At 72.8% G+C, this 20,028-nt stretch carries 18 protein-coding genes and 1 riboswitch; of the genes, 11 read left to right on the forward strand and 7 right to left on the reverse strand.

The genetic code is table 11. From position 1 onward, the window contains the following. Nucleotides 1–76: 76 nt before the first annotated feature. The 4 genes from ACH4K4_RS07490 to ACH4K4_RS07505 form a co-directional block, all read right to left on the reverse strand. Nucleotides 77–196, reverse strand: coding sequence for a SapB/AmfS family lanthipeptide (locus tag ACH4K4_RS07490; RefSeq protein WP_398165472.1), 120 nt, complete (start codon nt 194–196; stop codon nt 77–79). Between the two features lie 124 nt (nt 197–320). Further along, nucleotides 321–2,951: a class III lanthionine synthetase LanKC gene (gene lanKC, locus ACH4K4_RS07495; RefSeq protein ID WP_398165473.1), complete on the reverse strand. Its 2,631-nt coding sequence runs from the start codon at nt 2,949–2,951 to the stop codon at nt 321–323. A 184-nt stretch (nt 2,952–3,135) separates the two neighbouring features. Then, nucleotides 3,136–3,414: a ferredoxin gene (locus ACH4K4_RS07500; RefSeq protein WP_398165475.1), complete on the reverse strand. Its 279-nt coding sequence runs from the start codon at nt 3,412–3,414 to the stop codon at nt 3,136–3,138. A gap of 9 nt (nt 3,415–3,423) precedes the next feature. Further along, complete coding sequence (locus ACH4K4_RS07505) at nt 3,424–4,875, reverse strand: aldehyde dehydrogenase (protein ID WP_398165476.1); 1,452 nt, start codon at nt 4,873–4,875, stop codon at nt 3,424–3,426. A 144-nt stretch (nt 4,876–5,019) separates the two neighbouring features. On the opposite strand from ACH4K4_RS07505, the gene ACH4K4_RS07510 reads away from it, so the two are divergent. The 7 genes from ACH4K4_RS07510 (at nt 5,020) to ACH4K4_RS07540 (ending at nt 13,079) form a co-directional block, all read left to right on the forward strand. Then, nucleotides 5,020–6,093 carry an MBL fold metallo-hydrolase gene (locus ACH4K4_RS07510; protein WP_398165477.1) on the forward strand — a complete coding sequence of 358 codons (1,074 nt, stop codon included), beginning with the start codon at nt 5,020–5,022 and terminating at the stop codon, nt 6,091–6,093. Between the two features lie 78 nt (nt 6,094–6,171). Further along, nucleotides 6,172–6,273, forward strand: a riboswitch (cobalamin riboswitch). A 262-nt stretch (nt 6,274–6,535) separates the two neighbouring features. Next, on the forward strand, nt 6,536–7,858 hold the full coding sequence (locus ACH4K4_RS07515) for a prenyltransferase/squalene oxidase repeat-containing protein (protein WP_398165478.1): 1,323 nt from the start codon (nt 6,536–6,538) through the stop codon (nt 7,856–7,858). Next, nucleotides 7,858–8,574: an SCO2322 family protein gene (locus ACH4K4_RS07520; RefSeq protein ID WP_398165479.1), complete on the forward strand. Its 717-nt coding sequence runs from the start codon at nt 7,858–7,860 to the stop codon at nt 8,572–8,574. The genes ACH4K4_RS07515 and ACH4K4_RS07520 overlap by 1 nt, the downstream gene beginning before the upstream one ends. Beyond that, nucleotides 8,571–9,677, forward strand: a complete 1,107-nt coding sequence (locus ACH4K4_RS07525) for an energy-coupling factor transporter transmembrane protein EcfT (RefSeq protein WP_398165480.1) — start codon at nt 8,571–8,573, stop codon at nt 9,675–9,677. The genes ACH4K4_RS07520 and ACH4K4_RS07525 overlap by 4 nt, the downstream gene beginning before the upstream one ends. Next, entirely contained in the window at nt 9,674–11,431 is a 1,758-nt protein-coding gene (locus tag ACH4K4_RS07530; protein ID WP_398165481.1) for an ABC transporter ATP-binding protein, read from the forward strand. Before ACH4K4_RS07525 ends, ACH4K4_RS07530 begins: the two co-directional genes overlap by 4 nt. Then, complete coding sequence (locus tag ACH4K4_RS07535; protein WP_398165482.1) at nt 11,428–12,333, forward strand: ECF transporter S component; 906 nt, start codon at nt 11,428–11,430, stop codon at nt 12,331–12,333. The genes ACH4K4_RS07530 and ACH4K4_RS07535 overlap by 4 nt, the downstream gene beginning before the upstream one ends. Before the next feature lie 299 nt (nt 12,334–12,632). After that, a complete protein-coding gene (locus tag ACH4K4_RS07540; RefSeq protein ID WP_398165484.1) occupies nt 12,633–13,079 on the forward strand; it encodes a transglycosylase SLT domain-containing protein in 447 nt (148 codons plus the stop codon). A gap of 48 nt (nt 13,080–13,127) precedes the next feature. On the opposite strand, the gene ACH4K4_RS07545 is transcribed toward ACH4K4_RS07540, so the two are convergent. Then, nucleotides 13,128–14,297, reverse strand: a complete 1,170-nt coding sequence (locus ACH4K4_RS07545) for a steroid 3-ketoacyl-CoA thiolase (protein WP_398165485.1) — start codon at nt 14,295–14,297, stop codon at nt 13,128–13,130. A 307-nt stretch (nt 14,298–14,604) separates the two neighbouring features. On the opposite strand from ACH4K4_RS07545, the gene ACH4K4_RS07550 reads away from it, so the two are divergent. The 4 genes from ACH4K4_RS07550 to ACH4K4_RS07565 all read left to right on the forward strand — a co-directional run bounded on the left by ACH4K4_RS07550 (nt 14,605) and on the right by ACH4K4_RS07565 (nt 18,008). Further along, complete coding sequence (locus ACH4K4_RS07550) at nt 14,605–15,837, forward strand: cytochrome P450 (RefSeq protein WP_398165486.1); 1,233 nt, start codon at nt 14,605–14,607, stop codon at nt 15,835–15,837. 244 nt (nt 15,838–16,081) lie between these two features. Next, entirely contained in the window at nt 16,082–16,702 is a 621-nt protein-coding gene (locus ACH4K4_RS07555; RefSeq protein ID WP_398165487.1) for a DUF6230 family protein, read from the forward strand. Next, on the forward strand, nt 16,693–17,160 hold the full coding sequence (locus ACH4K4_RS07560) for a DUF6114 domain-containing protein (RefSeq protein ID WP_398165489.1): 468 nt from the start codon (nt 16,693–16,695) through the stop codon (nt 17,158–17,160). The genes ACH4K4_RS07555 and ACH4K4_RS07560 overlap by 10 nt, the downstream gene beginning before the upstream one ends. A gap of 137 nt (nt 17,161–17,297) precedes the next feature. Continuing rightward, nucleotides 17,298–18,008, forward strand: coding sequence for a hypothetical protein (locus ACH4K4_RS07565; RefSeq protein ID WP_398165490.1), 711 nt, complete (start codon nt 17,298–17,300; stop codon nt 18,006–18,008). Between the two features lie 35 nt (nt 18,009–18,043). Here the strand turns inward: ACH4K4_RS07565 and ACH4K4_RS07570 are convergent, their stop codons facing one another. After that, nucleotides 18,044–18,403, reverse strand: a complete 360-nt coding sequence (locus tag ACH4K4_RS07570; RefSeq protein WP_398165491.1) for a hypothetical protein — start codon at nt 18,401–18,403, stop codon at nt 18,044–18,046. Then, nucleotides 18,400–20,025 (reverse strand): cytochrome c oxidase subunit I, encoded by a 1,626-nt coding sequence (ctaD, locus tag ACH4K4_RS07575; RefSeq protein ID WP_398165492.1) that lies wholly within the window; start codon nt 20,023–20,025, stop codon nt 18,400–18,402. Before ctaD ends, ACH4K4_RS07570 begins: the two co-directional genes overlap by 4 nt. Between the last annotated feature and the right edge of the window lie 3 nt (nt 20,026–20,028).

The raw sequence follows: 20,028 nt of genomic DNA on the forward strand, positions 1-20,028 counted from the left end.
GGCCGCACGCACGTCCGGATCACAACTCCCGGATCGGTACTACCGGTTCAGGCGTTCCGGTAGGGCTGCCGTCCGGTCAGAGGCACAGGACGATGCTGGCGTCACTCCAGCAGAGCAGCAGGCTGGCCTCGCTGCCGCCGCCACCGCCGCCGCCGTGCTCCGGAGCGTCCATCGCCTGAAGGTCGAGAAGCGCCATGACACTTTCCTTTCACTATGGGGACGTAGTTGTACTTGTTGTGCTGGTGTTGCTGCGGTTCCGGGTGACGGGTCTCCCCGGCTCACCCGGTGGTACGGCTCCGGCACGCAGGCCGGAGCCGGCTTCAGGGCCGCCGTGTCCCGGAGGAGGGCGGCGGCGGGAGGAAGGGCAGGTGGACGGGCCGGTCGTGCAGCGCGGCCCCGAGGGCCAGCAGGCAGCCCGCGGTTCCGGTCGCGAGGTCCATCGACAGGCGCATCATCTGGTCGCCCGGGAAGGCCAAATGCTTCTGGTAGGGCACGGCGTACCAGCTCAGGTAGGAGATCTGGGCCGCCAGCCCGCCGTCGCGGTCGGCGCCCGGCGTGGTGGTCCGCGCGAGGTGCAGGACAGACCCGGCACGTCCGCGGAACAGGCCGGGCTGGGCGTAGAAGCGGGACTTGGCCGCCGGCAGGATGGCGGTCCGCGCCTCCTGGAACTCCTCGTCCGCACGGTGCGCCAGGTAGTCGTCCAGGACGGTGGCGATGCCGACGCTGCCGCCGCCGAGGTACGGCAGGGTGCGCCAGCCCTCGTCCACGACCAGGGTGCCTTCCTTGTTCCGTACGCAGCGCGCCAGGTCGCGCCGGAGCGCCTCGGCCGCGAGGTCGAGCAGGCCGGGGTCGCCGGTGCTCTCGTACAGCCGCAGGAAGAGCAGCGCGGGTCCGCTGGCGCCGCGCAGCAGGCCGGCCCGCTTTCCGCAGGCGTCGAGCCGGTCGGCGGTGTGCCCGGCGGCCTCCAGGGCCCGGTCGCGCAGCCCGCGCTCGCCGCGGGTGCGGGCGAGGTGGTCGAGCGCCAGCCCGATGCCTGCCAGGCCGCCGTGCAGGTCGGGGGCGAGACGGTGCCACTTCTCCGCGAGGATCTGCTCCATCAGCTCCATGGCCCGCTCGGGGTGGCCCAGCCGGTCCAGTACGCAGGCGACGCCGGCCAGCCCGTCGTAGAAGCCGAGCGGGGTGCCGGGGGGCGGCGGAGCGGTCTGCCGCAACAACCACTCTTCGCCTTCCCCGTACCCCCCGGCACCGGTCTCGGCGAGCGCGTAGAGGACGCCTGCCGCGCCGTACGCGACCCCCAGGCCGCCGCCGTCCGTGAACTGGGCGATGTCACCGGGGAAGAGCCGGTCGGTGCGCTCGGGGGTGGCCGAGGCGAGGATGCCGCGGACCATGGAGTCCCGGCAGCGCGGCCAGTCGGCGGGCTCCGCGGGGAGGTAGGGGGCGGGTTCCGTCCGCCGCTTCGCGGGCGGGGCCTGCGGGGTGCTCGCGGGCGTGGTTTTCGGCGTGCCCTGGATCACGTCCACCGCTTCGGCCAGGAACCGCGCCGGTACGTCGGGGAACTCGTGCGCCACGACGTCGGCGAGGTGCGCGGCCTTGTCCCGGTCGATCACCAGCAGGGTGGTCATCGGCAGGAACAGCGCGAGCCGCAGGCAGGCGAGCGCGTAGCGGTCCACCTCGAAGCCGGTGCGGTCGGCGGGGGCGATGAAGCCGGGGTGGGCCAGCGTCTGCCGCTGCCCCTCGCCGGCCTCCGCGGCCGCCTCGAAGTCCAGCAGTTTCACGCCGCGTTCGTCGGGCGCGACCATGATGTTGAACATGTGCAGGTCGTTGAAGACGACGCCGCGGCGGTGCACGGCGGCCACCACGTCCTCGACCGCGGCGTGGATGCGCAGGGCCCACTGCGTGTACTCGGCCAGGGCGGACGGCTCCGGCGCGACCCCGATCAGCGGGTGCCGTTCGGCGAAGAAGGAGTTGAGGGTGCGCCCCTCCAGGAAGTCCATGACCAGGAAGCGGTGCTCGTCCAGCGTGAACCAGTCGCGGACCTCGGGCGCGACGCCCAGCCCGGACAGCTTCCGCAGCGCGTCCCGCTCGCGCTCCAGCCGCGTGACGGCGTCGGCACGGTCGGCGGCCAGCCCGGCGTACGGGCGCGCCTCCTTGAGCACCACCTTGTCGCCGTTGCGCCGGTCGCGGCCCAGGTAGACGCCGCCGCCGTTGGAGAAGTGCAGCGCGGATTCGATCTGGTACGGCAGGTCCGTGACGGTGGTGGAGTTGCGGGCGGCGAGCTGCGGGGCGAGGAAGTCCGGCAGCGTCACCCACTCCGGCGGCTTGAACGCGGGGCCGCGCCGGTCGGGGACCAGCTTGCCCTCGGGGTTCTCGATGGCGGCGGCGAGGCTGCCCTGCTCGTCGACGCAGTAGCGCCGGGTGAAGCCGCCGTAGCGTACGTACAGCGGGCCGTTCCGCCACCGGAGGTCGCTGAGGATGTACGGGCCCGGCTCGCCGTCCAGCAGTGCGCCCAGCTCCCGCAGGATGGTGTGCAGCTGCTGTTCGTCCGACGGGTAGACGGTGGCGAACTTGCCGCTCGAACCGCGGTCGGCGTACTTGGAGTTGCGCAGGTGCAGGGGGCGCGGTCCGGGCACGAACTTGAACGGAACCAGCCGGGCGACGCAGTAGTCCCACACCTGGGAGGCCGTCTTCTCGGCGTTGTCCGTACAGGCGGAGACGTGGATCTTCCAGCCCTGTGCGGGCAGCCCGGGGCGCGGTGCGCCGGCGGCGTCGACGGGGTTGACGTGGAGCCAGTCCCCGGAGAGGAAACACCGCCACCCTTCGGGGACTGCGCGCTGCGCCGCTTCGTAGAGCGGGCCGCTGCCCGACGGGGCACCGGTGCCGGTGGAGAGACGGTCCGGGGTCTCGTAGAAGGTTCTGTCGGCGAGACAGTAGATCTCGTACCGCTTTTCCATCGATTCCCCCCTCGGCGGCGTGGACTTGAGATTTCCACGCCGCCGGGGAGGGTTAACAGTCACAGATGTCACGAGATCACTGTGAGAAGTTCACGGGTTACCGAAGGTACGCACCGGTGGGCGCGTGCCTCGCACCCGCACCGCCCAGCGGGGACGTCCGCACGGCCCGGTGGCCGGAAGCCGCTCACTCCTCGGGCGGGAAGACGGCCTCGCCGGTGTCCGCGAGCGTGATGGCTATCGCCTCGACGGGGCACCCCTCGGCGGCGGCCAGCACGTCCTCGTCCGCGTCGCGTTCGGCCTGCCGCGGGTGCGACTGCCGGGCCGCGTCCAGCTCGAACCCGCCGGGCGCGGTGGCCGCGCACATCCCGGAGCCGATGCACACGCCCCGGTCCACCGTCACGCGCCAGCGGGGCCCCGCCGCCGGCTCGCCGCCCGTACCGCGGTTGCCGCCCTTACCGCTCATGCCGCCCCCTCACCCCGTCGCCGGCAGGTGGATCGTCTTGTGCTCCAGGTACGCGCCGAAGCCCTCGGGGCCGAACTCCCGCCCGATGCCGGAGTCCTTGTAGCCGCCGAAGGGGCCGAGCACGTCGATGCTGAAGGTGTTCACGGAGTACGTGCCGGTGCGCACCCGCCGCGCGATGTCGACGCCATGCCCGGTGTCCGCGGTCCACACCGAGCCGGACAGCCCGTAGTCGGAGTCGTTGGCGATCCGGACGGCCTCCTCCTCGGTCTCGTACGGCAGCAGGCAGATCACCGGGCCGAAGATCTCCTCGCGGGCGACGCGCATCGCGTTGGACACCTCGCCGAACAGCGTCGGCTCCACGTACCAGCCGGTCTCCGCGCCCTTCGGCCGGCCGCCGCCCGTGAGGACCTTGGCGCCCTCGCGCTGCCCGATGGAGATGTAGTCCAGCGAGCGCTGCTGCTGGCGCCGGGAGACCAGCGGGCCCAGCTCGGTCGCCGGGTCCAGGGGGTCGCCGATGCGCAGCGCGCCGGCAGCGGCGACGAACCGTTCGGCGATCTCGTCGTAGTGCTCGCGGGGCGCCAGGATGCGCGACTGGGCGATGCACGCCTGCCCGTTGACGAGCCACGCGAACGGCGCGATGCCCGCCACCGCGGCGTCCAGGTCGGCGTCCGGCAGGATGACGGCCGCCGACTTGCCGCCCAGCTCCAGCGTCACCCGCGTCAGGTGGCGCGCCGCGACCTCCATGACGCGCTTGCCCGCCGCGACCGAGCCGGTGAAGGCCACCTTGTCCACGTCCGGGTGCCCGACCAGGTACTCGCTCACCTCCCGGTCCGCCGGGAGGATCGACAGCACGCCCGGGGGCAGCCCGGCCCCGCTCGCGATGTCCGCCAGGATGTACGCGTCCAGCGGCGTCTCCGGCGACACCTTGAGGACCACCGAGCAGCCGGCCAGCAGCGCGGGCGCCAGCTTGGCCGCCGCGGTGAACTGCGGCACGTTCCACGGCACCACGGCCGCCACCACGCCGACCGGCTCGCGCCGCACCAGCAGCGGCCCCAGCGCGCCGGCCCTGCGCTCCTCGAACGGGAAGTCGCGCGCGACGGTGACCGCCGCGTCCCACGCCATCACCGCGGCCAGCGCCTGCACCATGACGGAGGAGGTGTACGGGGTGCCGTTCTCGGCGCTGACGACCTTGGCGATCTCCTCGCTCCGCGCGGCGAAGGCGTCCTTGATCCGGGTGACCACCGCGATCCGCTCCGCGAGCGGCGTCCGCACCCACACCCCGGAGTCGAAGGAGGCACGGGCCGCGGAGACGGCGTGGTCCACGTCGGTCCGCGAGGCGTGCGGCACCCGGCCGATGACCTGCTCGGTGTGCGGCGAGACCACCTCGATGGTGCCGCCGCCGGCCGGATCGGCGAACTCGCCGCCTATGTAGAGCCGTCCGTGCTCGACGAGGTCGCTCATGGCTGCCGCCTCCTGCGGGTCGACCGTCCGGGAATGCCGCCGAAATTCCTGACGCTGCATCAGAACTGATACCAGTTGCAGTTATGGTGGGCAATGCTCGGCACGGCGGCGCGGCCGGACCGCGCGGAGGCGGGGAGGCGGCGGATGCCGGAGGCGACCGGAACCGGGCAGGCGGCGGCCGGCCCCGGGGTGACCGACCACAAGGGCGGCGTGTGGTCCGTCGCCGTGCCCATCCCGGACAACCCGCTCGGCCACACCCTCGTCCACCTCCTGGAGACCCGCCGGGGCCCGGTCCTCGTCGACACCGGCTGGGACGATCCGGACTCCTGGGACGCCCTGGCCGCCGGGGTCGCCGCCTGCGGCTTCGACGTCACCGACCTCCACGGCGTACTGATCACCCACCACCACCCGGACCACCACGGCCTCTCCGCCCGCGTACGGGAGGCCTCCGGCGCGTGGATCGCCATGCACGACGCCGACGCCGCCGTCGTACGCCGCACCCGCGAAGCCGAACCCGGCAGGTGGCTCGACTACTTGATCGCCAAGCTGACCGCGGCAGGGGCACCCGACAGCCACCTGGCACCCCTGCGCACGGCGCGCGCCGGGGGCGGCGGACGGGCACTGCCCGGACAGCGGGCCGCGCTGCCCGACCGCGCCATCGCCCCCGGCGAACTGCTCGACCTGCCGGACCGGCGGCTCCGCGCCGTATGGACGCCGGGTCACACGCCGGGCCACGTGTGCCTGCACCTGGAGGAAGAGCACCCGGCGCGCCGCCCCGGGCACGGCCGGCTCTTCTCCGGCGACCACCTGCTGCCCGGCATCAGCCCGCACATCGGGCTGTACGAGGACCCGGACGACGCGACGGCCACCGACCCCCTCGGCGACTACCTCGACTCCCTGCGCCGGGTCGCCCGTCTGGCGCCCGCCGAGGTGCTGCCCGCGCACCAGCACGCCTTCACCGGCGCGGAAGGGCGCGTACGCGAGCTGCTCGCCCACCACGAGGCGCGGCTCGCCGGCCTGCGTGCCCTGCTCGCCGCGCCCCGCACGCCCTGGCAGCTCGCCGAGGGCATGGAGTGGAACCGCCCGTGGGAGCGGATCCCGTACGGGTCGCGCACCATCGCGGTCTCCGAGGCCGAGGCCCATCTGCGCCGCCTGGTCGCGCTGGGACAGGCCGAGCGGGTCGCGGGCTCGGACCCCGTCGCCTATCTGGCCGTCTGAGGACGCCCGGCCGCTCCCCGTACGCGCGCCCCGGTCCCGGGCCGTCCGGAGGGCACCCGTAAGCCGCCGGTTAAAGTGTGCGGGACAATTTCATCCCGTGCCCGATCGGGGGAAGCCGGTGGAAATCCGGCGCTGACCCGCAACCGTGATCCGGGACGTACGGCACCGACACGTCGGACGCCGGGGCCGCGCACGGTCCCGGGCTCCCCGGCCGCCCGCCGCCCGTACGCCCGGCGAGCCGGAGCACTCGTTGGGGCACGACCAAGGCTCCCGCCACCGCAAGACCGCGCCTCCTCGCGCGGACGGCCGGTGCGCGGCACCGTCGAGGTATGCGGAGCTGAGCCCGGTGCCACCGCGGCCGACGACCGATCGGCGTGCGGCGGGGCGTCCGAGTGCGGCTGCGCACCCACCGCAGCGAACTGACCCGAGAGGCACCGACCCGATGGCCACCACGGCTTCCCAGGCCCCCCTGGCTCCCAGGGCTTCCACGGCCCCCACCTTCGCCGGCCTGGCGCGCCGTGCCGCCGCGGCGCTGGCCGGCGCCGCCCTGCTGTGTGCGGCCGGCACACCCGTGGCGGCCGCCGACTCCCCCGCTCCCGCCGCCAAGGCCTCGAAGCTGCCCGACGGCCTGTACGGCACGAAGGACCCGCAGTACGACGGCGTGTGGCGGCAGTCGCTGGCGCTGCTCGCGCAGCGCACCGTCGGGGTGCGCCCGTCGGTGACGGGCGTCGACTGGCTCGCCGGCCAGCAGTGCTCCGACGGCGCCTTCGCCGCCTTCCGGGCCGACCCGGCCAAGGCGTGCGACGGCAAGACGATGCGGGACACCAACCAGACGGGCGCCGCCGTGCAGGCGCTGGCCGCGCTCGGCGGGCACGACGACGCCGTGCAGAAGGCCGTGAAGTGGCTGAAGTCGGTGCAGAACAAGGACGGCGGCTGGAGCTCGATGAGCGGCTCGCCCAGTGACGCCAACTCCACCTCCGTGGTGATCGGCGCGCTCAAGGCGGCGGGCGAGAAGCCGGAGTCCGTCAAGAAGGACGGCAAGTCCCCGTACGACGCGCTGGTCACCTTCCAGCTGGGCTGCGAGGCGAAGAAGGGCGAGCGCGGCGCGTTCGCCTTCCAGCTCAAGGGCGGCAAGCCGGCCCCGAACGCGGACGCCACCGCGGCGGCCGTGCTCGGCGGGCTGGGCGACGGCTTCGTCGTGGACCCGGCGGGCAAGGACGCCGGCAAGCCGGTCGAGCCGCTGAAGTGCGACGGCGGCAAGGCCGGGCAGCGGGATCCGAAGAAGGCCGCCGAGGGCGGTGCGGCGTACCTGGTCTCGGTGCTCGACGCGGGCGGCCAGCACCTGAAGTCCGCGATGCCCGGCGCGGAGAACCAGCCCGACGTGGGCAACACCGCCGACGCCGTACTGGCGCTCGCCGCCGGTTCGCACGGTGCGGCCGCCCGGAAGCCGCTGCAGTGGCTGGAGAAGAACTCCGCGCAGTGGGCCAAGGAGGGCGGCCCGGCCGCGTACGCGCAGCTGGTGCTGGCCGCGCACGCCGCCGGCGGCGACCCGCGCGCGTTCGGCGGCAACGACCTCGTCGCGCAGCTGAACGCCACCGGGCCGAAGCCGGCCCGCAGCGCCGCGCCGTCCGCCACCCCGCAGAAGGGCGCGAAGGACAAGGACGACTCGGGCTCCGGCACGTGGTGGATCGTCGGCATCGTGTTCGTGGCGAGCGTCGGCGCCGGGTTCCTGGTGAGCGGCCGCCGGAACAAGAGCGGCTCCTGATGCGCCCGCCGCGGCCCCGGCACGCCCGCCTGCTCGGCGCCCTGGTCCTGGCCGGCGCGGTCACGGGCCTGGGCGCCGCGCCCGCGCAGGCGCAGGAGTACCGCTACTGGTCGTTCTGGGACGGGCCGGCGGCGGGCGCCTCCCCGGCGAAGGACGGGGGCTGGTCGTACGCGACCGAGGGCCCGGCCACCACCCGCCCCCGGGACGGCGCCGTGGCGGGCTTCCGTTTCACCGTCAGCGCCGGCTCGGCGGCGGCCGGCAAGCCGCGCCGCGCCGCGGACTTCGCCGCGATCTGCGCGAACACGCCCGCCGAGGGCGGCACCAAGCGCGTCGGCCTGGTCCTCGACTTCGGCACGAAGGCGGAGGCGCCGGGCGGCGAGATGCCGCCCGCGGTCCGTACGGAGTGCGCGCGGCTGCCCGAGGACGGCACGGTCGGTGACGCGCTGGCCGCCGTCGCGGGGCCGCTGCGCTACGACTCGAACGCGCTGCTGTGCGCGATCGCCGGGTACCCGAAGTCGGGCTGCGCCGACAAGGCGGGACCGGGACCGGGGCCGGGAACCCCGGATCCCGGTGCCTCCGGAGACGCGTCCGCCTCCGGCGAGGGTACGGACGGCGACGACTCGGGCGGCCCCTCCGCCGGGCTGATCGGCGGCATCGCCGCCGTGGTCGTCCTGGGCGCGGCGGCCGGGTGGCAGGCGCGCCGCCGCCGCGGATGAGCGCCCGCGTCCCCCGGGCGACCCGCTCCACCGCGCTGCACGCGGGCGCCTGGTGGCTGTGGGCACTCGGCCTGGCCACCGCCGCTTCCCGGACGACCAACCCGCTGTTGCTGGGCCTGCTGATCGGGGTCGCCGGGTACGTGGTCGCGGCGCGCCGCTCGGACGCGCCGTGGGCCCGTTCGTACGGCGCGTTCCTGAAGCTGGGTCTGCTGGTCATCGGCATCCGGCTGGTCTTCGCGTTCTTCCTCGGCTCGCCCGTTCCCGGCACCCACACCCTGGTGACGCTGCCGGAAGTGCCGCTGCCCGAGTGGGCGCGCGGCGTGCGCATCGGCGGCCGGGTCACCGCGGAAGGCATGCTGTTCGCCTTCTACGACGGCCTGAAGCTGGGCACCCTGCTCATCTGCGTCGGCGCCGCCAATGCGCTCGCCAGCCCGGCCCGGCTGCTCAAATCGCTGCCGGGGGCGCTGTACGAGGCGGGCGTCGCGGTCGTCGTCGCGATGACCTTCGCGCCCAACCTCGTCGCCGACGTCCAGCGGCTGCGGGCCGCGCGCCGGCTGCGCGGCCGCCCCGACCGGGGGTTCACGGCGCTGCTCCAGGTGGGGCTGCCCGTCCTGGAAGGCGCGCTGGAACGCTCGGTGTCACTGGCGGCGGCCATGGACGCGCGCGGCTACGGCCGTACGGCCCAGGTGCCACCCGCCGTACGGCACACCACCACGGCCCTCACCCTCGGCGGCCTGCTCGGGGTGTGCGCCGGTACGTACGGGCTGCTGGCCGACACGGGAGCGGCGTACGGCCTGCCGGTGCTGCTCGCCGGGCTCGCCGCGGCCCTCGGCGGACTGTGGCTGGGCGGCCGCAGGACCGTCCGCAGCCGCTACCGCCCGGACCGGTGGGGCGTGCGCGCCTGGCTGGTGTCCGGGTCGGGCGTCGCGGTGGCGGCCCTGATGATCTGGGCGAACTCCTACGACCCGGCCGCTCTGCACCCGCCCGCCGTCCCGCTCACCGCGCCCGCCCTCCCGCTGTGGCCGGCCGCCGGAATCCTGGTGGGCCTGCTGCCCGCGTTCGTCGCGCCACTGCCGCCGCACACGAAGGAGTCCCCCCAGTGATCCGCTTCAACCAGGTGTCGGTCACCTACGGGGACGCGGCGCGGCCCGCCGTCCAGGGCGTCGACCTGACCGTGCCGGAGGGCGAACTCTGCCTTCTCGTCGGCCCGTCCGGCGTCGGCAAGTCCACCGTACTGAACGCCGTCTGCGGCCTCGTACCGCACTTCACCGGCGGCACCCTGCACGGCCGCGTCACCGTGGCAGGCCGGGACACCCGCACCCACAAGCCGCGCGAACTCGCCGACGTGGTCGGCACCGTGGGCCAGGACCCGCTCGCCCACTTCGTCACCGACACCGTCGAGGACGAGCTGGCGTACGGCATGGAGTCGCTGGGCCTGGCCCCCGACGTCATGCGCCGCCGCGTCGAGGAGACCCTGGACCTCCTCGGCCTCGCCGACCTGCGCGACCGCGCCATCACCACGCTCTCCGGCGGCCAGCAGCAGCGCGTCGCGATCGGCTCGGTCCTCACCACCCACCCCAAGGTGCTGGTCCTGGACGAGCCGACCTCCGCCCTGGACCCGGCCGCCGCCGAGGAGGTCCTCGCGGTGCTGCAACGCCTGGTGCACGACCTCGGCACCACGGTCCTGCTGGCCGAACACCGGCTGGAGCGCGTCGTCCAGTACGCGGACCGGGTCATCCTGCTGCCCGCCCCCGGCGCGCCGCCGGTCGTCGGCGCGCCCGCCGACATCATGGCCGTCTCCCCCGTCCACCCGCCGGTGGTGGCCCTCGGCCGCCTCGCCCACTGGTCGCCGCTGCCGCTGTCCGTACGCGACGCCCGCCGCAAGGCGTCGCCGCTGCGCGAACGGCTGACGGGGGTGGAGTCGGGCGGAACGGCGCCTTCCGGGCCGTCCGGCGCCGTACCCGCCGCACCGCCGGAGGCGGGCCCGGGTGACACCGGCGCGGCCCGTAAACGCTTCGGCCGCCGGCGCCGCCGCGAGGACCGCCGGGAGGCCGGTACCGCGGGCGCCCGCCCCGGCACCGGCACCGGGCCCGCGCCGCTCGCCGCCGAAGCCGTGGGCCTGTCCGTACGGCGCGGCCGGACCGACGCCCTGCACCGCGTCGGCCTGGCCGTACGCGCGGGCGAGACCATCGCCCTCATGGGCCGTAACGGCGCGGGCAAGTCCACGCTCCTGACCACCCTCGTCGGGATGCACGAGCCCGCCGCGGGCTCGGTACGCGTCGGCGGCGCCGCTCCGCACCGCACCGGCCCGCGCGAGCTGCTGCGGCACGTCGGCCTCGTACCGCAGGAACCGCGCGACCTGCTGTACGCGGACACCGTCGCCGCCGAGTGCGCCGCCGCCGACCACGACGCGGACGCCGCCCCCGGCACCTGCCGGGCGCTGGTCACCCGGCTGCTCCCGGACGTACGGGACGACACCCACCCGCGCGACCTCTCCGAGGGCCAGCGGCTCGCCCTCGCGCTGGCCGTCGTGCTCACCGCCCGCCCGCCGCTGCTCCTGCTCGACGAGCCGACCCGCGGCCTGGACTACGCGGCCAAGGGCCGTCTGGTGGAAGTGCTGCGCGGGCTGGCCGCCGAGGGGCACGCCATCGTCCTGGCCACGCACGACGTCGAACTGGCCGCCGAACTCGCCCACCGCGTCGTCATCCTCGCGGACGGCGAGATCGTCGCGGACGGGCCCACCGCCGAGGTCGTCGTCTCCTCGCCCGCCTTCGCGCCGCAGGTCGCCAAGGTGCTCGCGCCCCTGCCGTGGCTCACCGTGCCGCAGGTCGCCCACGCCCTGGAGGCCACGGCATGAGCCGTACGCTCCCCTCCCCGCCGGACCGGCAGGCGCGCGCCGTCCGGCTGGGCCCGCGGGCCGTCATCGCGCTCGTCCTCGTCTCGGTCGCCGGCGTCATGGCCTTCGGATGGCCGCTGCTGGCCGACTCCGCCTCCGGCCTCGCGCACTCCAACGACGCTCCGTGGCTGTTCGCGGCGCTGCTGCCGCTGCTGCTCGCCGTCGTCGTGGCCACGATCGCCGACACCTCGGCCTCCGCCGCCTCCGGAGGCGCCCCCGGCCTGGACGCGAAGGCCATCGCCATGCTCGGCGTGCTGGCCGCGGCGGGCGCGGCGATGCGCCCGCTGGGCGCGGGCACCGCCGGCATCGAGCCGATGTTCTTCCTGATGGTGCTGGCGGGCCGGGTGCTGGGTCCTGGCTTCGGCTTCGTCCTCGGCTCGGTGTCGATGTTCGCCTCCGCGCTGCTGACCGGCGGCGTGGGGCCGTGGATGCCGTTCCAGATGCTGTCGATGGGGTGGGTGGCGATGGGCGCGGGCCTGCTGCCAGGCCCCGACCGGCTGCGCGGCCGCCGCGAACTCGTCGTGATCGCGGCGTACGGCGCCGTCTCCGCCGTCCTGTACGGCCTGGTCATGAATCTCCAGGGCTGGCCCTACATCGGCGGCCTGGGCTCGGGGGTCTCGTTCGTACCCGGCGACCCGCTGCCCGACAACCTGGCCCGCTTCCTGGCCTACTGCCTGGCCACCTCGCTCGGCTGGGACCTGCCCCGCGCCCTGGTCACGGTCGTCCTCACCCTCACCCTCGGCGGCACCCTCCTCAAGGCCCTGCGCCGAGCCACCCGCCGCGCGGCTTTCGACGCACCGGCAGCGTTCGCGTCACCACCGGGGGCAGGCCGGGAGCCGGGAGCGCATCGAGCCGTGGAGTAATGGGCAATATAGCCAAAAGCCCATTACTCTCACCCCTCCTCCCTGTGACCCCACCCACAGGACTTCCGTCACATACGAGCCCTCTTCGTAGGCCGTCCTCTTCCGTCAATCCGCTCCCCTGCGGGAAACCACGGGCAGGACTTCCCGCCCCGCGTGCGAGATCCACTAGTACGAGCGGGGGATTGCCATCCCGCCCGAGCACTTCCCAGGGTGGACGTGTCGCCGAGAGCAGCGCGGCCTTTCCCCCCGGCCGCGCCCTCGGCGGCGTCCCTTGCCCCCTGTCGGAAGGTTCCTCCTCCGTGACCTCCCCCGCGTCCACGATCACCAGCCGTCTCGCCGCCCACAAGAAGGCCGCCGTCGCCGTCGGTGCCGTCGCCCTGGGTGCTTCGGCCGCCGCCTTCGGCGCCACTCCGGCCCAGGCCGCCGCCCCCGCGCAGGCCCCGTCCTCCGCCGGCGCGAGCGACGCCAAGGCCGCGGCGCACAAGCTGATCCCGGACCAGGCGCAGTACCAGTGCTTCAGCAACATCGTCGAGCGCGAGAGCGGCTGGGACCCGACCGCCACCAACCCGTCCAGCGGCGCCTACGGCCTCGTGCAGGCCCAGCCGGGCTCGAAGATGGCCTCGGCGGGCCCGGACTGGAAGACCAACCCGGAGACCCAGGTCAAGTGGGGTCTGGACTACATGAACACCACCTACGGCAGCCCCTGTGACGCCTGGAACTTCTGGCAGTCCCACAACTGGTACTGAGCAGCGGGGCCGGCCCCGGCCCGGCTCCGTACGCCGGTCCGCCGCCCCTCACAGCCGCTGGATGATCGTCCCCGTCGCCAGTCCCCCGCCCGCGCACATCGTGATCAGCGCGAACTCCTTGTCCGTCCGCTCCAGCTCGTGCAGCGCGGTGGTGATGAGCCGCGCCCCCGTGGCGCCGACCGGATGACCCAGTGCGATCGCGCCACCGTTCACGTTGACCTTGTCCAGGTCCTGTTCGAAGACCTGCGCCCACGACAGCACGACCGACGCGAACGCCTCGTTGATCTCGACGAGGTCGATGTCCTTGAGTGACATGCCGGCCTTGCCCAGGACGGCCCGTGTCGCGTCGATCGGCCCGTCGAGGTGGTAGTGCGGGTCCGCGCCGACCAGGGCCTGGGCGACGATCCGGGCCCGCGCCTTGAGTTTGAGCGCGCGGGCCATCCGCTTGGACGCCCACAGCACCGCGCTCGCGCCGTCCGAGATCTGCGAGCAGTTGCCGGCCGTGTGCACGGCGGTCGGCATGACCGGCTTGAGGCCGCCGAGCGCCGCCATGCTCGTGTCGCGCAGCCCCTCGTCGCGGTCCACGAGCCGCCACATGCCCTGCCCCGCGGCCTGTTCCTCCTCCGTGGTCGGCACCTGTACCGCGAACGTCTCGCGCTTGAAGCGCTCCTCGGCCCAGGCCGCCGCGGCCCGCTCCTGGGAGAGCAGGCCCAGCGCGTCCGCGTTCTCGCGGGTCAGACCCCGGTTGCGGGCGATGCGTTCGGCCGCCTCGAACTGGTTGGGCAGGTCCACGTTCCACTCGTCCGGCCAGGGTTTGCCCGGCCCGTACTTGGATCCGCTGCCCAGCGGCACCCGGGACATGGCCTCCACCCCGCACCCGATGCCGATGTCGACGACGCCGGCCGCGACCATGTTGGCGACCATGTGGTTGGCCTGCTGGGACGAGCCGCACTGGCAGTCCACGGTGGTGGCGGCGGTCTCGTACGGGAGGCCCATCGTCAGCCAGGCGGTGCGCGCCGGGTTCATGGACTGCTCGCCGGCGTGGGTGACCGTGCCGCCGACGATCTGTTCGACGCAGTCGGGCTGGATGCCGGTGCGGGCGAGCAGTTCGCGGTAGGTCTCGCCGAGGAGGTAGGCGGGGTGGAGGTTGGCGAGCGCGCCGCCGCGCTTGCCGATCGGGGTGCGTACGGCTTCGACGATGACGGGTTCCGCGGCCATGACTGACTCGTCCTCTCCTCGCGTCCCGCAGGACGTCCCGGCACCCCCGACGACGGAACTGGTACGCGTTCTAGTTCCACGGACAGTCTCTTGAGCCGTGGCCGGGGGCGCAAGGGTGCTGCACCGCCCTTCGCCCGGTATCCGCGTGCGCGAGGCGGCGGTTGACGGCGTCCGCTCCCTTGCCGCTTCGCCCGCCCTCTTGCCACTTATAGAACTCGTTACTACCTTCACGGACATGAGCTGACGGGCCGTCAGGACAGCCGACCGGCCGACCGGTACCGGTCCGGACCAGATCTGGAGTGCCGAGATGCCTTGCCCCGCGCTGCCCGACGGATTCGACTTCACCGACCCCGACGTCTACCAGAGCCGCGTGCCGCTGCCCGAGTTCGCCCAGCTGCGGCGGACCGCCCCCGTCTGGTGGAACGCCCAGCCGCACGGCATCGCCGGGTTCGACGACGACGGCTACTGGGCCGTGACCCGCCACGAGGACGTCAAGGAGGTCTCCACCCGGCCGGAGCTCTTCTCGGCGAGCCTCAACACCTCGATCATCCGCTTCAACGCCGCGATGACCCGCGACAAGATCGACGTACAGAAACTGATCATGCTGAACATGGACCCGCCGGAGCACACCCGGGTCCGCCAGATCGTCCAGCGCGGCTTCACGCCCCGCGCCATCCGCGCCCTGGAGGACGGGCTGCGCACCCGCGCGCGGGCCATCGTCGCCGGGGCCCGGCGCAAGGGGTCCGGCGACTTCGTCACCGACATCGCCTGCGAGCTGCCTCTCCAGGCCATCGCCGAGCTGATCGGCATCCCGCAGGACGACCGGGCCCGCATCTTCGACTGGTCGAACAAGATGGTCGCGTACGACGACCCGGAGCTGGCCATCACCGAGGAGGTCGGCAACAACGCGGCCGTCGAGCTGATCTCGTACGCGATGAACCTGGCCGCGGCCCGCAAGGAGTGCCCGGCCGAGGACATCGTCAGCCGGCTCGTCGCGGCGGAGGACGAGGGCAACCTCGCCTCGGACGAGTTCGGGTTCTTCGTCCTGCTGCTGGCCGTCGCGGGCAACGAGACGACGCGTAACGCGATCACGCACGGCATGCACGCGTTCCTGACCCACCCGGACCAGTGGGACCTGTACAAGCGCGAGCGGCCGCGCACCGCGGCCGAGGAGATCGTGCGCTGGGCGACCCCCGTCGTCTCCTTCCAGCGCACCGCCACCCAGGACACGACCCTGGGCGGCGCGCGGATCGGCAAGGGCCAGCGCGTCGGCCTCTTCTACGCCTCCGCCAACAACGACCCCGAGGTCTTCGACCACCCCGAGACGTTCGACATCACCCGCGACCCCAACCCGCACCTGGGATTCGGTGGCGGCGGCCCGCACTTCTGCCTCGGCAAGTCGCTCGCGGTCCTGGAGATCGACCTGATCTTCAACGCGATCGCGGACGCCGTGCCGGACATCGCCCTCGCGGACTCCCCGCGCCGCCTGCGGTCCGCCTGGCTCAACGGGGTGAAGGAGCTGCGGGTCCGGTACGCGTAGGCCGCCGCCCTCCCGCGTCCTCGCGGCCCCGCGTCGTCACTTTTGCGTCTCCCGTGGTTCCTTCGGTCCTCAACCTTGCCAACGGCTACTGGCAGACTTACATTCAACTCGCCAGTAACACCGGCGAGTTCTGCACACCCTCCACGTGACCCTCACGTGCCCCCACGCTCCAGTCACGTGTCCAGAACATTCCCCCACACTTTTCGGCTGCGCGATCCACCGCACATCGAAGGGGACCACTCTCATGAAGGACGCACACGGCAGACACGTCACGGGGCGGGTCAGCTGGCGCAAGTTCGCCGTGCTGTCCGTGCCGGCCTTCGCCGGGACGGCGGCCCTGGCCATCGCCCTGGCCAACGGCGCGCTCGCGGCCTCGTTCGCCGTATCGGGCCAGCAGTTCAAGGTGTCCGCCGCCTCCCTCAAGGGCGACGGGTTCGCCCAGTACGGCGGCGTCGACCAGAACGCCCGCGGCGACCTCCTGCCGGTGGCCGTGACCGCCATCAAGAAGGCCGAGTTGCGCAGCCTGTGCCAGTCGGTCGTCACCACACTGCCGGTGATCGGCGACATCTCGCTCAACCTCACCGCGGGCAGGGGCAGTACGCCGGTCAAGGCAACCGACCTCTTCGTGGACGCCACCCAGCTCTCCGGCAACGCCGACTTCACCAACATCGAGATCGGCCGGGACGCCTCCACCCTCGACAAGGGCCCCGCGACCGCCCAGGGCATGCAGGACCTCTTCGCCCAGCAGGCCGACGACGTGAGCATCACCAACCTCAAGCAGACGGCCTGGGCGACCAACGCCGGCACCTTCCGGCTGTCCGGGCTGAGCATGGCCATCTCCAAGGGCAAGAAGGAATGCTTCTGACCCGGCGGCGCCGGCGCACGACGGCCTGGCGGCGCTGGCGCAAGGGCCGCCCCTTCTGGGGCGGGCTGGCGGCCATCGTCGCCGGCGCGGAGATCTGCGCGATCCCGCTGGCGCCGCTCAAGGTCATGCTCCAGCAGGGCATCGCCGGGATACCGTCGGTCCTGATGGGCATCGTGATGATCCTGATGGGCCTGTCCGCCTGGTTCGCGCCGCACTACCGGGGCCTGGCCGGCATCCTCACCGTCCTGGTCGCCGCCGCCGCGCTGGTCATGTCCAACCTCGGCGGGTTCCTGTTCGGCACGATCGTCGGCATCCTCGGCGGCGGCATGATCTTCGCCTGGCAGCCGCGTCCGCTACCGGATCCCGACACGAGTACGGACACCGGTACGGACACCGCTACCGGGCCGGGCGCCGAACCGGAGCAGGCGCCGTCGGACAGCAAGCAGCCGCAGAGCTGATCCCCGGGCCCCGGCCCCGCCGCAGCCACGTCCCCCGGTCTTTCCCCTCCGGGCTCGCCGTACGCGTACGCCGGAAACGCCGTCCGCGTACGCCGGTCCCGTCATGTGTACACACCGCTCGCAGAAGGAGATCCGCGATGACGCACAGACCCGCACGCTCTCGCGCACATCACTCCCGCGTACGGCCGCGCGCCCTGCTCGCCGCCGGTACGGGAATCCTCGCGACCGCGTCCCTGTCCCTGGCCCTCACCGGCTCGGCCACCGCCCGGCCCGCCACCGACCGGCCCGTCGCCCTCGATTCGACCACCGTCACCCCCGCAGGGCACTCCTACGCCGCCGACCTCACCGGCAAGGCCACCTTCAAGGCCGGTTCGGTGACCGTGACCTGCACCGTCTCGCACGCCACCGGCCAGGTCCCGGACGCCCCGGCCAACACCAACGCCTCCGGCCCGGTCGGCAACGGCATCTCGGCACCCACCTACAGCTCCTGCACCACCAGCATGCCGGGCGTCCGCGCCACCATCGAGACCTCCGGCGCCTGGGGCGTCTCCATGCAGAACGGGGCGTCCATCACCGCCGGGCTGACCATTCCGACCGGCGGCTTCGTCCTGAAGACCAGCGGTCTGGCCACCTGTACGGTGACCGCGGCGCCCACCGGCGCGGCGGTGGTGAGCGGAACCTGGACCAACGGCGCGCCGTCCACCCTCGGCTTCACCAACGCCTCGGTACCGGTCGAGGTCGTCGGCGGCTTCGGCTGCCCGACCAGCGCCACGACCTCCACCTTCAACGCGAACTACCGGGTCGCCGACACCACCGACCCGGCGTCGCAGATCACGGTCACCGGCTGACGCACCAGGCCCCCGGTGCCGTCAGGCCGTTGCCCTCACCCTCCGGTGAGGGCAACGGCGACCGCCGCGGCCCCGGCCATCAGCACCACCGCCGCGGCCAGGAACCCCGTCACCAGCCGGCGCCGCAGCTCCCGGTAGACGCCTTCGTATTCGGCGCGCAGCTCCCCGCTCCGCGCCGCGATACGCCGCAGATACGTACGGGAGATCTCCAGCTGGTCCGCCCGGTAATGCCGTTCGACCTCCTCCCGCTGCGCACGCGTCAGCCATGGCAGCCCGGCGCAGAACGCCTCGGCGCGAGTGCGTGCGCGGTCCTTCTCGGCTTCCCAGAGCAGATATCCCTCGATCTCGTTGATCGCCGCGGCCGTGCCGGCCGGCGTACCTCCGCCACCGCTCACACCAACGCACCTCGCTCCTTCTCACGGTCCGGTCCGGGCGCCCCGACCCCGGGGTGGTGCAGGTCGAATGCCGGGGATTCGGAGCGAATACGCGGCAGGGCGGTGAAGTTGTGCCGGGGCGGCGGGCACGAGGTGGCCCATTCCAGCGACCGGCCCCAGCCCCACGGATCGTCGGTCCCGACCTTCTCGCCGTACTTGGCGGTCTTCCAGACGTTGTAGAGGAACGGCAGGATCGACATGCCGAGGAGGAACGAGAAGATGGTCGATACGGTGTTGAGCGTAGTGAAGCCGTCGGCGGCCAGGTAGTCGGGAATGCGCCGCAGCATGCCCTCGGCGCCCAGCCAGTGCTGGACGAGAAAAGTGCCGTGGAAGCCGATGAACAGCGTCCAGAACGTGATCTTCCCGAGCCGCTCGTCCAGCATCTTCCCGGTGAACTTGGGCCACCAGAAGTGGAAGCCAGCGAACATCGCGAAGACGACCGTGCCGAAGATGACGTAGTGGAAGTGGGCGACGACGAAGTACGTGTCGGTGACGTGGAAGTCGATCGGCGGTGACGCCAGGATGACGCCGGTCAGGCCGCCGAAGGTGAAGGTGATCAGAAACCCGACCGCCCACAGCATCGGCGTCTCGAAGGACAGGCTGCCCTGCCACATCGTGCCGATCCAGTTGAAGAACTTCACACCGGTCGGTACCGCGATGAGGAACGTCATGAACGAGAAGAACGGCAGCAGTACGCCGCCCGTCGCGTACATGTGATGGGCCCAGACCGTCACGGACAGCCCCGCTATCGAGATCGTCGCCGCGATCAGCCCGATGTAGCCGAACATCGGCTTCCGGGAGAAGACCGGAATGACCTCGGAAACGATGCCGAAGAACGGCAGCGCGATGATGTACACCTCGGGGTGCCCGAAGAACCAGAACAGATGCTGCCAGAGCAGCGCGCCGCCATTGGCCGCGTCGAAGACGTGCCCGCCGAATTTACGGTCCGCCTCCAGCGCGAAGAGCGCCGCCGCCAGCACCGGAAAGGCCAGCAGGACCAGCACACCGGTCAGCAGCACATTCCAGGTGAAGATCGGCATGCGGAACATCGTCATGCCCGGAGCACGCATACAGACGATCGTGGTGATGAAATTGACCGCGCCGAGGATCGTACCGAACCCGGAAAGGGCCAGGCCCATGATCCACATGTCTCCGCCGATGCCCGGGGAATGCACGGAATCGGAGAGCGGCGCATAGGCGAACCAGCCGAAGCCGGCCGCGCCCTGCGGAGTGAGAAACCCGCCGACCGCGATCAGCGAGCCGAAGAGGTAGAGCCAGTACGCGAGCATGTTGAGCCGGGGGAACGCGACATCGGGCGCGCCGATCTGCAACGGCATGATCCAGTTCGCGAAACCGGAGAACAGCGGCGTCGCGAACATCAGCAGCATGATCGTGCCGTGCATCGTGAACGCCTGGTTGAACTGCTCGTTCGACACGATCTGGTGACCCGGCCTGGCCAGCTCGGCGCGCATCAGCAATGCCAGCAGGCCGCCGACACAGAAGAACGCGAACGAGGTGATCAGGTACAGCGTGCCGATCGTCTTGTGGTCGGTGGTCGTCAGCCACTTCACGGGGGACTTCATGCA

The organism is Streptomyces sp. NPDC017529 (assembly GCF_044329785.1).
Lineage (GTDB): Bacteria > Actinomycetota > Actinomycetes > Streptomycetales > Streptomycetaceae > Streptomyces.